The 13,232-nt window shown below is 72.5% G+C and carries 12 protein-coding genes; 7 read left to right on the top strand and 5 right to left on the bottom strand.

Annotation, left to right across the window (positions count from 1 at the left end; all coding sequences use genetic code 11):
• Positions 1 to 58: 58 nt before the first annotated feature.
• The 3 genes from LX15_RS06060 to LX15_RS06050 are packed head-to-tail and all read right to left on the bottom strand — an operon-like array spanning position 59 to position 2,939.
• Positions 59 to 1,273, bottom strand: coding sequence for an acyl-CoA dehydrogenase family protein (locus LX15_RS06060; RefSeq protein WP_253668487.1), 1,215 nt, complete (start codon positions 1,271 to 1,273; stop codon positions 59 to 61).
• Positions 1,273 to 2,253, bottom strand: a complete 981-nt coding sequence (locus LX15_RS06055) for a phosphotransferase family protein (protein WP_253668634.1) — start codon at positions 2,251 to 2,253, stop codon at positions 1,273 to 1,275. The genes LX15_RS06060 and LX15_RS06055 overlap by 1 nt, the downstream gene beginning before the upstream one ends.
• 38 nt (positions 2,254 to 2,291) lie before the next feature.
• Positions 2,292 to 2,939, bottom strand: a complete 648-nt coding sequence (locus LX15_RS06050) for an HAD-IA family hydrolase (protein ID WP_253668486.1) — start codon at positions 2,937 to 2,939, stop codon at positions 2,292 to 2,294.
• Positions 2,940 to 3,051: 112 nt separating this feature from the next.
• On the opposite strand from LX15_RS06050, the gene LX15_RS06045 reads away from it, so the two are divergent.
• The 5 genes from LX15_RS06045 (at position 3,052) to thrS (ending at position 9,384) form a co-directional block, all read left to right on the top strand.
• Positions 3,052 to 3,879 carry a M55 family metallopeptidase gene (locus LX15_RS06045; RefSeq protein WP_253668485.1) on the top strand — a complete coding sequence of 276 codons (828 nt, stop codon included), beginning with the start codon at positions 3,052 to 3,054 and terminating at the stop codon, positions 3,877 to 3,879.
• Between the two features lie 811 nt (positions 3,880 to 4,690).
• Positions 4,691 to 5,578 carry a phosphotransferase family protein gene (locus LX15_RS06040; protein WP_253668484.1) on the top strand — a complete coding sequence of 296 codons (888 nt, stop codon included), beginning with the start codon at positions 4,691 to 4,693 and terminating at the stop codon, positions 5,576 to 5,578.
• Positions 5,579 to 5,752: 174 nt separating this feature from the next.
• Positions 5,753 to 6,253: a MarR family winged helix-turn-helix transcriptional regulator gene (locus LX15_RS06035; RefSeq protein ID WP_253668483.1), complete on the top strand. Its 501-nt coding sequence runs from the start codon at positions 5,753 to 5,755 to the stop codon at positions 6,251 to 6,253.
• 144 nt (positions 6,254 to 6,397) lie between these two features.
• Positions 6,398 to 7,705, top strand: coding sequence for an MFS transporter (locus tag LX15_RS06030; RefSeq protein ID WP_253668482.1), 1,308 nt, complete (start codon positions 6,398 to 6,400; stop codon positions 7,703 to 7,705).
• A 392-nt stretch (positions 7,706 to 8,097) separates the two neighbouring features.
• A complete protein-coding gene (gene thrS, locus LX15_RS06025) occupies positions 8,098 to 9,384 on the top strand; it encodes a threonine--tRNA ligase (RefSeq protein ID WP_308213413.1) in 1,287 nt (428 codons plus the stop codon).
• Positions 9,385 to 9,663: 279 nt separating this feature from the next.
• Here the strand turns inward: thrS and LX15_RS06020 are convergent, their stop codons facing one another.
• Together LX15_RS06020 and LX15_RS06015 are read right to left on the bottom strand one after the other, a co-directional pair.
• The gene (locus LX15_RS06020; RefSeq protein WP_253668480.1) at positions 9,664 to 9,996 is read right to left on the bottom strand and encodes a hypothetical protein; all 333 of its coding nucleotides are present in this window, start codon (positions 9,994 to 9,996) and stop codon (positions 9,664 to 9,666) included.
• Between the two features lie 96 nt (positions 9,997 to 10,092).
• Positions 10,093 to 11,004 carry a LysR family transcriptional regulator gene (locus LX15_RS06015; RefSeq protein WP_253668479.1) on the bottom strand — a complete coding sequence of 304 codons (912 nt, stop codon included), beginning with the start codon at positions 11,002 to 11,004 and terminating at the stop codon, positions 10,093 to 10,095.
• A gap of 123 nt (positions 11,005 to 11,127) precedes the next feature.
• Here LX15_RS06015 and LX15_RS06010 point away from each other — a divergent pair, with 123 nt between their 5' ends.
• Together LX15_RS06010 and LX15_RS06005 are read left to right on the top strand one after the other, a co-directional pair.
• The gene (locus LX15_RS06010) at positions 11,128 to 12,186 is read left to right on the top strand and encodes an SDR family oxidoreductase (RefSeq protein ID WP_253668478.1); all 1,059 of its coding nucleotides are present in this window, start codon (positions 11,128 to 11,130) and stop codon (positions 12,184 to 12,186) included.
• A gap of 121 nt (positions 12,187 to 12,307) precedes the next feature.
• A complete protein-coding gene (locus LX15_RS06005) occupies positions 12,308 to 13,189 on the top strand; it encodes an SRPBCC family protein (protein WP_253668477.1) in 882 nt (293 codons plus the stop codon).
• Positions 13,190 to 13,232 lie beyond the last annotated feature (43 nt).

Here is a 13,232-nt window from a genome sequence, read left to right as displayed (position 1 = left end):
CTCTCCCCCGGCCGCGTCCGCCACCTTCGGCGGGGCGGCCGGGCGGGGGGTGGCCGCGTCAGTTTCGGTAACGCCGGAGTTCCCGTCGTGCCAACGACATCCGGTGCACCTCGTCCGGTCCGTCGGCGATCCGCAGCATGCGGGCCTGCGCCCACAGCATCGCCAGCGGGAAGTCCTGGCTGACACCAGCGCCGCCGTGGGCCTGGATCGCCTTGTCGATGACCCATTCCGCCATCGCCGGCGTAGCGATCTTGATGGCCTGGATCTCGGTGTGCGCGCCCCGGTTGCCCACCGTGTCCATCAGCCACGCCGTCTTCAGCACCAGCAGCCTGGCCTGTTCGATCCGCACCCTGGACTCGGCGATCCACTCCCCGATCACGCCCTGCTCGGCCAGCGGTCGGCCGAAGGCGACGCGTTCGGTGACCCGCCGGCACATCAGCTCCAGCGCCCGCTCGGCCATCCCGACCAGCCGCATGCAGTGGTGGATGCGGCCGGGACCGAGCCGGGCCTGCGCGATGGCGAAGCCCTCGCCCTCACCGCCGAGCACGTTGGCCACCGGCACCCGCACGTCCCGGAACTCGATCTCGGCGTGCCCGCCGTGCGGTCCGTCCGTGTAGCCGAAGACGGTCAGCCCGCGCCGGACGTGGACGCCAGGGGTGTCGCGGGGCACGAGCACCATGCTCTGCTGCCGGTGCCGTTCCGCGTCGGGGTCGGTCTTGCCCATGACGATGAACACCGCGCAGCGCGGGCTCATCGCCCCGGAGGAGAACCACTTGCGCCCGTTGATCACGTAGTGGTCGCCGTCCCGCTCGATCCGGGTGGCGATGTTGGTGGCGTCGGAGGAGGCCACCTCCGGCTCGGTCATGCAGAACGCGGAGCGGATCTCCCCTTCCAGCAAGGGTTCCAGCCACTGAGACCGCTGTTCCGGCGTGCCGAACTCCGCGAGCAGTTCCATGTTGCCGGTGTCGGGGGCCGAGCAGTTCAGCGCCTCGGGCGCGAGCGCCGGGCTGCGCCCGGTCAGCTCGGCCAACGGCGCGTAGGCCAGGTTCCCCAACCCCGCGCCGAACCGCTCGTCGGGCAGGAACAGGTTCCACAGGCCGCGCCGCCGCGCCTCCGCCTTCAGCTCGGCCAGCACGGGCGGGGCGTCCCACGGGTCGGCGGCGTTGGCGACCTGCTCGGCGTACACGGGTTCGGCCGGGTACACGTGCTCGGTGAGGAACTCGGTCAGCTCGGCCCGCAGCCGCTCGGTGCGTTCGTCGAACGCGAAGTCCATCACGCCTCCTCGTCCAGGGTCGCCAGGCCGCCCGCGACCAGCGCGGGCACGTGCTCGCCGATCCGGTCGAAGCCCGCCCCGACCGTCCGCCCCTGGCTGTGGCGGTAGTGGATGCCCTCCAACACGACGGCGAGCTTGAACATCGCGAGGGCCACGTACCAGGACAGGCGGGACAGGTCCGCCCCCGTCCGCTCGGCGTAGCGGCGCACCAGCTCGTCGGCGCCGGGCATGCCGGGCGCGCTGGCCGCCTCGCCCGTGACCAGGTGCACCGCGCCGTGGCCCCCGTCCCAGTAGAGGACGAACAGGCCGAGGTCGGCGAGCGGGTCGCCGAGGGTGGCCATCTCCCAGTCCAGCACGGCGGTGATCCTGGCGGTCTCGGGATCGACCAGCACGTTGTCCAACCGGTAGTCCCCGTGGACGATCGCGGCCCTCGGCGAGTCCGGGACGGTGGCGGCCAGTCGGGCGTGCAGGTCGTCGACGCCGGGCAGCTCACGGCTGCGCGAGGCGTCGAGCTGCTTGCGCCAGCGGGCGACCTGCCGCGTCAGGTACCCCTCCGGCCGACCGAAGTCGGCCAGCCCGACCCGCTCCGGGTCGAGGGTGTGGAGATCGGCGAGCACGTCGACCAGGGCGTGGGACACCGCTCGGGCGCGGGTCGGCCCGAGGCGGGTGGTGTCCTCCCGACCGCGCAACACCACGCCCGGCACCTCCGCCATGACGTAGAACGGAACACCGAGCACGGACGGGTCCTCGCACAACAGCACCGTCTCGGGCACCGGAACAGGTGAGTCAGCCAGGGCGCTGATCACCCGGTGCTCACGGGCCATGTCATGGGCGGTGGCCAGCACGTGCCCCAGCGGCGGACGGCGCAGCACCCACCGGTGCTCCCCGTCGCTGACCCGGTAGGTCAGGTTGGAGCGCCCACCGGTGATCAGCTCGGCGGACAGCGGTCCGGACACCAGGCCGGGGCGCCGGGCGTCCATCAGGGACCGGACGGCGTCGAGATCGATGCCGGGCGGGGTCACCACGTCACCTCCGCGAGGGCGGGCAGCAGGCGGGCCAGTTCCCCGCGCGTGGTGGCGGCGTCCACGTGGTGCAGGCCGGTCATGCCGACCGCCACCGCCGCCTCCACGTTGAACGGGAGGTCGTCGACGAACACGCAGCGACGCGCGGGCAGGGCGAGTCGCTCGACCAGCAGGGTGTAGATCGCGGCATCGGGCTTGCGCAGCCCCACCTCGCCGCTGATGACCACGACGTCGAACAGCTCGGCGAGCAACTCCGTCGGGTAGGTGTTGCCCCAACTGTTGGACAGCAGGGCCGTGGCCAGGCCCGCGGCGCGCGCCGCCCGGACCAGGCGCAGCATCTCCTCGTCCGGGCGCATCCCGGCGAACATGCGCGTCAGCAGGCCCTCGGCCGGGACGGGACGACCGTCTCCGGTCCGCAACCGGGCCGCGAGCAGGCGCTCGAACTCCCCGGGAGGCAGGGTGCCGTTCTCCAACCCGTGCACCGGGGAGTCCTGGCTGGCAGAGTCGTACCACTCGCGCAGCGCGGCGTGGTAGCTCGCCGGCTCGATGCCGTCGCTGGTGAGCCACTGGTGCACCGACGTCGCGACCGAGGTGGTGAGCACCCCGCCGTAGTCGAGCACCAGGGCGTGCCGTTCGTCGCCCATGGCAGGCACCGTACCGACCAGTTGGTATGCGCACAACGGACGGGCGATGTTGTCCCTCCGATGCCGGACGGCGGCCTTCCCAGGGCGGCGCGCCGGCCGTAGCGTGGGGCGGGTGCGGATCATGATCTCGGCGGACATGGAGGGCGTCACCGGGGTGACCTGCCCCGCCGACGTGCGGCCGGGAACCGAGCAGTGGCAACGGTTCCGGCGACTGTTCACCGGCGACGTCAACGCGTGTGTGGCCGGGCTGGCCGCCGGCGGCGCCGAGGACGTCCTCGTCAACGAGGCCCACAACGACAACCGCAACCTCGTGCTGGAGGAGCTGGACGCCCGCGCGCGGATGCTCACCGGCTACCACAAGCCCCTGTCGATGATGCAGGGCATCGACTCCGACGTGGACGGCGTGGTCTTCCTCGGCTACCACACCGGAGCCGGCGAGGACGGCGTGCTCGCCCACACCTACCTGGAGAACTCGATCACCGGGGTGTTCCTCGACGGCGTGCGCGCCAGCGAGGGTCGGCTCAACGCCGCGCTCGCCGCCGAGTACGGCGTCCCCGTCATCCTGGTCACCGGCGACGACCTCACCTGCGTGGACGCCGCCGACTACGCGCCGGACGCGCGCCGGGTCGCGGTCAAGGAGTGCGTGAGCCGCTACGCCGCGATCTGCGCGACGCCGCAGCGGACCGCCGCGCAGATCAAGGAGGCGGCCGAGGCCGCGATGGACCTCGCCGGCCCCCTGGAGCCCGACCGGCGGCCGCACCGCATCGAGGTCGAGTTCGACGCCGCCCACCTGGCCGCCGCGTGCGCCGTGGTGCCGACCGTCGAGCGGGTCGACGTGCTCCGTGTCGGCTTCGACGCCCCGACGATGACCGACGCGATGAAGTGCTTCAAGATCGTGACTTACGTGGCGAACAACGCCAGGGAGGAGATCTACGGCTGACGCCCGCCGCGCGACCCCGACAGGTCAAGAATCGGTAACGCACCCCTGTCGACCCAGGTCGCGAAGGGTCTTCCCCGCGCACGCGGGGGTGAGTCGGGGCCGAGCATCTCGTGCCCGTCGGTGAGGCGGTCTTCCCCGCGCACGCGGGGGTGAGTCCACCTGCAACGCGATGATCCTTCAGGGGACTCCGTCTTCCCCGCGCACGCGGGGGTGAGTCCAGCGCACCCAGCGGGGCACGGTGGGCGGTCTCGTCTTCCCCGCGCATCTGGGGGTGAGTCGGCCGCCATGGAAGCGGCCTCCGGTTCCGCCGCGTCTTCCCGCGTATGCGGGGTGAGTCGATCGTGTCGGATGCGTCGACGAGCAGCGTGGTTCTTCCCCACGCACACCGGGTGAGTCGTTCCCAGTCCTGGTGTTGGTGGCAGCGTTCCTGTCTTCCCCGCAGGCGGGGGTGTCGATGCGTACTGTTCGCCGAAACGTCGCCACCACGTCTCCCCGGGCACGCGGGGGCGAGCGCTGGCGCGGCTGCGCGCCGACGTTGAGCGGTACGTCTTCCCGGCGGCGCAAGGGTGAGTCCGGGGAGATCGTCGATCTGTTGTCGGTCATCGTGTCTTCCCCACGCAGGCGGGGTGGTCGTGGGGATGATCGATGGGGACGCGTTGTTGATCGACTTGGTTGGGGTGGCTGGTACGGTCGGGTTCATGGTTTGACGTTGGGGCGTCACGCCCGTCCCCCGCAGTGGACACGCCCGTGGTCCACCGAGGTTCTTCCTCCGCAGCGTCAGTCGTCCCTGCGAGGAAAGGTTCCTCTTCGGATGTCCCGCGACCACGTCCTGTCCGCCCCGCCCTCCGCCGCCACTCTCGCCTGGGCGCTGCGCCAGACCGGCGCTTCTCGTGTCCTGGCCACGGAGTTCCTGACCGGGGGCACATCCCACGCCAACCACGCCCTGGTCCTCGACGGCCCCCGGCCTCGACAGGTCGTGCTGCGCCGGTGGGTCCGCCCGGGGTGGCAGGACACCGACCCCGACTTCACGGTGGAGCGTGAGGTCGCCGCGTTGACCGTGCTGGAACGCGCGGGGTTCCCCGCTCCCCGGGTGCTCGCCGTGGACCTGCACGGCGAGGAGTGCGACGTGCCCGCGCTGATCATGACGCGGCTGCCCGGCCACGCGCCGGACGAGGAGGACGAGGACTCCCCCGACTTCCTGCCGCAGCTCGCCGCGACGGCCTTCGCCCTGCACCGTGTCGCGCCGCCCTGGCCGGGCGTGCCGGACTACCGGCCGTACAACGACCTGTCCGATCCACGTCCGCCGGCCCTGAGCACGCGCCCCGCGCTGTGGGAGCGGGCCTTCGCGGTGGTCGCCGCGCCGCCCCCGGCCGGCCCGGTGCGGCTGATCCACCGTGACTACCACCCCGGCAACACCCTGTGGCGGTCCGGGCGGCTCACCGGCGTGGTCGACTGGACCACCGCCTCCCGGGGCCGCCCGGACGTCGACCTCGGGCACATGTGCTGGAACCTGGCCGTCGACCACGGCGAGGAGCAGGCCGCCGAGTTCCTGCGGCACTACCAGGCGCTGAGCGGCGTCGAGGCCCACCCGTACTGGCTGGTGCGCCCGGTGGTGGACCTGATGCCGGACGACGACCTGGACACCGAGGACCTCGACGCTCTGGAGCCCTACCTGGAGCGCCTGCTCTCCCTGCTGTGATCCACCGCTGGCAGGCCTGGTCCCACGGGTGGCGTGCCCCGGGCTCCCGGAGATGGTGAGTCCGGGGCACGCCGGGGCGGCGGGGCGACCGCCGAGGCGGGCGCGAAGATCATCCCGTCCGTCCGCCTACACTCACCTTGACAAGCATGTATCTCGAAGGTCGAGTGAGTGGGCATGGCACGGGAAACCCTGGACTCCCTCCGCGCGGAGGTGGCCAACGCGACGCGGGACCTCCAGACCGCGGTGGACGCGCTGGACGACGCCGCCGCCGAGCACCTGGGCGTCAACCGGACGGATCTGCGCTGCCTGGACGTCCTGCTCCGCGCGGGTTCGGCGCGCCCCGGCGAGCTGGGCGCGGAGCTGGGGTTGACCACCGGCAGCGTCACCGCCCTGCTGGACCGCCTGGAGAAGCTCGGCTACGTCTCCCGCTCCCCCGACCCCACCGACCGGCGCAAGATCGTCGTACGTCCCACGGCCCGCGTCCAGCGCAAGGCCGAGGTCCTCTACGGCCCCCTCGTCGAGAGCGGTTACCGCACGCTGGCCCACTACAGCCGGGCGGAGCTGGAGATCCTGCTCGACTTCCTGCGCCGCAGCCGCGCCCTCCAGGAGGAACAGGTCCAGCGCATCCGCGCGATCACCGCGGCGGGCGAGCCCCGCGAGCGGAAAAGGACTTGATCGGACACACACCCGGTCACATGCTCCTCGCCATGACGTGTGGAGATGGGCGACAGCGCGGCGGTGCGTTCCTGCCGGCGGCGGCCCACCTACTACGCGGAACCGTCACGGACGTCCCCTGGCCGGACGTCCCTGGCGGTCCGCATGAACGCTGACCGCCGACCTCGACCCGACACCCGTCCCGACCACCGTTCCCCGCGCGTCAGGAGCCTGCTCGCCCACCGCGACTTCCGTCTGCTGTGGATCGGCGAGACCACCAGCCAGCTCGGCAGCGCCATCACCGGCGTGGCCCTGCCGCTGGTCGCCGTGGTGACCCTCGACGCCGACACCTTCTCCGTGGCCCTGTTGGGCGCGGCGGCCTGGCTGCCCTGGCTGGTCGTGGGTCTGCCGGCCGGCGCGTGGGTGGACCGCCTGCGCCGCAGGCCCGTGATGCTGACCGCCAACCTCGCCTCGGCCCTGTTGTTGGCCAGCGTCCCGGTGGCGGCCTGGCTGGGCCTGCTGACACTCGGACACCTGCTCACGGTGGCGTTGGCGAGCGGTGCGGCGGCCGTCTTCTTCTTCACCGCCTACCACGCCTACCTCCCCACCCTCCTCACCCCGACCGACCTGGTCAGGGGCAACGCGACGTTGCAGGGCGGGGAGCAGGCGGCTCAGGTGACCGGCCGGGGTCTGGGCGGGCTGCTCGCCCAGGTGTTCGGCGCCACGGCCGGCCTGCTAGCCGACGCCGTGACCTTCGTCGTCTCCTCGGCGTGCCTGGTGGCGATCCGCGCCCAGGAGCCCCCTCCCCCGGGGCCCGCCCAGGCGACCGGGCTGGCGCGGCAGGTCCGGGAGGGGCTGCGGTTCGTCGCCGCCGACCCGTACCTGCGGGCGTTCACCGCCTTCGGTGCCACCGCGAACTTCGCGCTTCAGGGCTACCAGGCCGTGCAGGTCGTGTTCCTGGTCCGCGAGGTGGGGGTGAGCCCTGGCGTGGTGGGGGTCCTCGTGGCGTGCGCCAGCGTCGGCGGTGTGCTCGGCGCGACGGTGGCGCATCGCGTGAGCCGCCGGTTCGGCACGGCCAGGGGCCTGCTGCTGTGCCAGCTCGGCACCGCGCCGTTCGGCCTGCTCATGGCCTTCACCGGCGCCGGGTCTGGGCTGGTGCTGTTCGTGGTGGGCGCGTTCCTGGTCGCGACCGGCATCGTCGCCACGAACGTGATCGTGGGCGGCTTCCGCCAGGGCTACTGCCCTCCGACGCTGCTGGGTCGGGTGGTGGCCACGACGATGTTCCTCAACCACAGCACGATCCCGGTGGGCGCGGTGGTGGCGGGCGCGCTGGGCTCCACGCTCGGGCTGCGGCCCACGATGGGTGTCCTGACGGGACTGCTCGCGCTCAGCGGGCTGTTCCTGCTGGGCAGTCCCCTCCGGGGGCGGCGGGACCTGCCCACCTCGCCCCCGGCCGTGAGCGTCGTCGGCTGAGAGCATCCGGGGCCGCACAACGTCATCGGCGGCTGTTGTGACATCGCGTCGCCGCTGCCCCTGATCACGAAGTGGTCAGGGGCAGCGGTTCGACCGGTGGTCGACGGTGGACAGTCCACTCTGGAGCGCCGAACGGCGAGGGGAAGCACCCGCCGCCCACAACGTCATGTGACGAAACTGGTGTGGTGGCTGGTGATGCCTTCTCGGGGCAGCGAAGCCACTGTCACGCGCTCACGCGACCTCCCTCGGGCCGCCCGTGACAGCGAACCATGATCACGTCACCGGTCGGACCGTCTGCTACCGTGGCTGGCGTGAAGCGCGCTGCTCTGACGACGACGCCGGTGGACGTCCCGGCGCGCTGACACCTGTCTGAGTCCGAAGCCCCGGGGCGAGTGCCCCGGGGCTTCGGCGTTCGTGGTCACTCGCTCCCCGTCCGCGAGGAGACCTCGATGCCCGACCACCACAAGCTCGGCCGTGAGCTGGACCTGTTCGACACCGACCCGCTGATCGGCGCGGGACTGCCGTACTGGCTGCCCGACGGGGCCGCCGTCCGGCACGCCCTGGAGGAGTACATCCGCGAGGCGGAGCGCCGTGCCGGCTACCAGCACGTCTACTCCCCCGTTCTCGGCAAACGGGAGCTGTACGAGATCTCCGGCCACTGGTCGCACTACAGCCAGGACATGTTCCCGCCGATGGACCTCGGCGCCGAGCAGGTCGTGCTGCGGCCGAGCCTGTGCCCGCACCACGCGCTGATCTACCGCTCCCGCGCCCACAGCTACCGCGAGCTGCCGCTGCGCATCGCCGAGCTGGGCGGCATGTACCGGTCGGAGCTGTCGGGAGTGCTTGGCGGCCTGACCAGGGTGCGGGCGATCCAGCTCAACGACGGGCACGTCTTCTGCACCCTCGACCAGGTCGCCGACGAGGTGCGGGGCGCGCTGGAGCTGATCCGCCGCGCCCACGACGCCCTGGGCGTCCAGCCCGTCCGCCACCGGCTGTCCCTGCCGGGCTCCGGCGGCAAGTACGTGGCCGACCCGGAGATGTGGCGGCGGGCCTCGGCCCTGCTGGCCGAGGTCCTCGACAGCGCCGGGGTGGACTACGAGGCCGAGGAGGGCGAGGCCGCCTTCTACGGCCCCAAGATCGATGTTCAGGTCGCCGACAGCGCGGGTCGGGAGTCCACCCTGTCCACCGTCCAGGTCGACTTCCACCAGCCCGAGCAGTTCGACCTGCACTACGTCGGCGCCGACTCCGCCAAGCACCGGCCCGTCATGGTGCACCGCGCCATCATCGGCAGCGTGGAGCGCGCCGTCGCGCACCTCATCGAGGTGCACGGCGGCGCCTTCCCCGCGTGGCTCTCCCCCACCCAGATGGTGGTTCTCCCGATCTCCGACGCCGAGTCGCCCCAGGCCGAGGAGCTGGCGCGGCAGGGTCTCGACCAGGGGCTGCGCGTGCGGGTCGTCGGGCCGGAGCAGGGCAGCCTGGGCGCGCGGATCCGGGACGCGCGGCTGGTGCCCTACCAGGCGGTGATCGGCGGGCGGGAGGCCGCCGCCGGCGAGGTCGCGGTGCGGCTGCGGGACGGGCGCCGGCTCGACCCCCTCCCCGCCCGGGAGGTCCTCGCCCGCGTCAGGGCCCTGGTCGACGCCCACAGCACCCAGCTCTGGGACAGCGACGGGCAGTCCTAGGACCACGCTTCGGCGGGCGCTGTCGTCGAAGCCCCACCCTTCGGCGACAGCGCCGCAGGCCCCTCAGGAGACCATGCCACCCGCATGTCCAATGTGGACGGTGTCCCGCGTGCTGTCGCGTCCGCCCCAGGGATTCGTGACCCCTGCTCCCCCAGCGCCACGGCGACGTCCTTCGTCCCGTGGTGTCGCGGCCACGCGCTGCCCGACCTCACGCGGTCGGGCGTCTCACGCGGGGGAGGGGTCGTACTCCGGATCGTCCTCGGTGGGTGAGGTCGGGGCTTACTGCCGCAGGCGTCCGTCACGGAACATCCAGACCCGGAAGAACATCTGCTCCTGGTCCATCAGGAAGACCCGCACCGAGTGCGGGCAGCGCCAGGGGATCGCGGCGACCCGGTCGAGCACGGCGTCCAGATCGGCGTGGTTGAGCGCCCCGGCCCAGACCTCGCACTCCGGGTACTTCCACCCGCCCCACGGCGGGTCCTCCCCCTCGGTGGTGTTCCGCGGATATCCATACCCGCGACCGGTCGGTTGGAGACGGCGGGGCGCCTCGGTGCGCAGCCACCCGCTCAACGCCTCGACGTTGCTCCTGTCATCGGAGGCGATCGACACCATCAATGTTCGTCACATGACTCACTCACCAATCGTCACAGCGCCCATCCGGTGCTCGACAGCGAATGTCGGGGGCCGGTGACCGGCGCGTCGGTGCGGCTAGGGCTGGAGGGCGTCGCGGAGGTGGGCGGGCAGCACGGTGGCCTCACGGGCGAGGACGTCGACGAACGCGGTGGTCAGGGGGTCGCCGCCCCGGCGGCTGTAGGCGGTCAGGGGGCGCCGGACCGGCGGGTCGGGGCGGAGCACGAGCCCGTCGAACCCGGGCGGCAGGACGTTGGCCGGCACCAGCGCCGGACCCAGCCCGGCGGCGGCGAGCAGGGGCGCGGACGCGGTCTGCTCGGTGCGGACCGAGGCCCTGGGCTGGAACCCCGCGGCGGCGCAGACCCGCTCGACGAGGTCGGCCAGCCCGTGGCCGGGCGCGTAGTGCACCCACTCCCGCTCGGCCAGCACCCCCAGGTCGACCCGGCCGCCGCCGTCGGCGCCCACCGGGTCGTCGGTGGGCAGCACCACGACGAACTCCTCGACGCCGAGGGCGCGCACCGGCCCGTCCCAGTCCGGTGGCGGCGGCCCCACGGCGACGTCGGCCTGCCCCTCCCGCATCGCCGCCAGCAGCTCGTCGACGTGCCGGTGCTCGAACAGTCTGATGTGGACGTCCGGGTGGGCCTGCCGCCACGCCCGCAGCGCCGAGGGCAGGACGCCGAGGCTCACCGAGTACAGGGTGGCCACCTCCAGCTCGCCGGCCTCCAGCCCGGCCGCCTGACGCGCCGCGCACAGCGACCGGCGGGCGTCGGCGAGCGCGGCGCGGGCGTGCGGCAGCAGCGCCCGCCCCGTGGGGGTCAGCCGCACCGACCGGGGCAGCCGCTCCAGCAGCGGCGCGCCCACCGCGCGCTCCAGAACCCGCATCTGGTGCGACAGCGCCGGCTGCGTCACGTGGAGCAGCTCGGCCGCGCGGGTGAACGAACCCTGCTCCACCACCGTCACCAGGTACTCCATCTGCCGCAGCGTGATCATGAGAGCAGCTTATGGCAACGATGAGAAACAAACATTGGACTTATCGGAACCGGTCGAAGCACGATCAACACGTCGCCGCGAACCCGACGGCGTCGAGATCACCAGACAGGCCGGGAGAAGGTCATGAGCACGCGCAAGAAGGTCGCCCTCGTCGTCGGGGCCAACGGGGTCATCGGCGGCAACCTCGTCGACCACCTGGCGACCCTGCCCGACTGGGAGGTCATCGGCCTGTCCCGCCGCGGCGGCACGTCCACCGGGCGGGTGCGGCACGTGGCCGTGGACCTGCTCGACCGCCGGGACGTGCACGACAAGCTGGGCGGCCTCAGCGAGGTCACCCACATCTTCTACGCCGCCTACCAGGACCGGCCGACCTGGGCCGAGCTGGTGCCGCCCAACCTGGCCATGCTCGTCAACGTCGTGGAGGTCGTCGAGGCGGCCGCCCCCGACCTGGCCCACGTCAGCCTCATGCAGGGCTACAAGGTCTACGGCGCGCACCTGGGACCGTTCAAGACCCCGGCCCGCGAGACCGACCCGCACCACATGCCCCCGGAGTTCAACGTCGACCAGCAGCGGTTCCTGGAGGAACGCCAGCGCGGCAAGGCGTGGACGTGGACCGCGATCCGCCCCTCGGTGGTCTCCGGCATCGCGCTGGGCAACCCCATGAACCTCGCCATGGTCATCGCCGTCTACGCCTCGATCTCCCGGGAACTCGGCATCCCCCTGCGCTTCCCCGGCAAGCCCGGCGCCTACGACGCCCTGCTGGAGATGACCGACGCCGGCCTGCTGGCCAGGGCCACCGTGTGGGCGGCCACCGACCCGCGCTGCGCCAACCAGGCCTTCAACATCAACAACGGCGACCTGTTCCGGTGGAACGAGATGTGGCCGAAGATCGCCGACTGGTTCGGGCTGGAGGTGGCCCCACCGCTGCCGATGTCCCTGGAGGTCGTGATGGCCGACAAGGGACCGCTGTGGGCGGAGATGACCCGCCGGCACGGCCTGGAGCCGCACGCCTACTCCGACCTCGTCTCGTGGGGCTTCGGCGACTTCGTCTTCTCCTGGGACTACGACATGGTCGCCGACGGCTCCAAGGCGCGCCGGTTCGGCTTCCACGAGTACGTCGAGACCGAGGCGATGTTCCGCGACATCGTCGCCGAGCTGCGCCGCCGCCGGATCATCCCCTGACCGAGGGGCGCGTCCGCGCTGCCGCCGGCCGGGTCCTCTGGTGGGATCGCGACAGACCCCGCCGCGCCCCGCCCGGCGGCAGCGGCGGCTGTGGGCCACGACCCGGAGGGTGCGCAGCGACATGAGCGAACAGTTGGTCTACCGAGTGGGACTGGGCGCCCCCGTCCCGGTGGTGCACCACGCCCTGACCGAGGCCGCCGCCCTGCGGGTGTGGCTGGCCGAGCACGCCGAGGTGGACCTGCCCGAGCGGTACGCGTTCTGGGGCCGGTCCACCCCGGCCGGCCGGCAGCCCCGCCAACGCCCGCTGCACGTCGACGACACCTCCCTGAGCTTCGCCTGGCCGCTGGACGACGAGGAGATCACCGTCAACGTCGTCCTGGCCGAGGAGAGCGCGGACACGACGATCCTGTCGCTGTCGTGGTCCCCCGTCCCCCCGTGGCCCGAGCTGGTCGCCGAGACCAGCACCCGCGCCGTGCTGCTGACCTACTGGGCGTTGTCGCTGGCCAACCTGTCCGACCACCTCGACGGCCGCCCGCTGACCCCCCGGTGCGACTTCACCTCGCCCCGGATGCGCGAGGAGTTCCTCATCGGCGCGCCGGCCCGCGCGGTCTACGACTCGATGGTCGACCCCGCGACGTTCCGCCGCTGGTTCGGCGCCAACGTCGAGATCGAGCCGAGGGTGGGCGGGCGGTGGGCGATGGGCGGCCTCGACAGGGACGACTCCCCCGCCACGATCATCGCCATGGAACCGGGCAGGGGCATGACCCTGGCCTGGCGGGACGGACTGGTGGCCGCCTGGACCGTGGAGGACGTCGGCGGCGGCGCCCGCCTGACCTTCGAACAACGGGACTTCGACGAGCGCCGCCCGCCCTACGGGGCGTGGATGGGCTGGCTGTCCGGCCTGGCCGAGTTGCGCCGGTTCCACGAGGTGCCGAACTGGCGGCCGATCGTGCGGGACCTCACCGTGCCGGGCATGCCGGAGGGACTGATCACCAACGACTGACCCCTCTCGCCGGGGGCACCGCCGGCCACGCGCCCCGGCGTGC

This window comes from Streptoalloteichus tenebrarius (genome assembly GCF_024171885.1).
In the GTDB taxonomy this organism is placed as follows: Bacteria; Actinomycetota; Actinomycetes; order Mycobacteriales; family Pseudonocardiaceae; genus Streptoalloteichus; species Streptoalloteichus tenebrarius.
The sequence above is the reverse complement of the archived record's forward strand: the minus strand, read 5'-3'. Positions and strand labels throughout refer to the sequence as shown.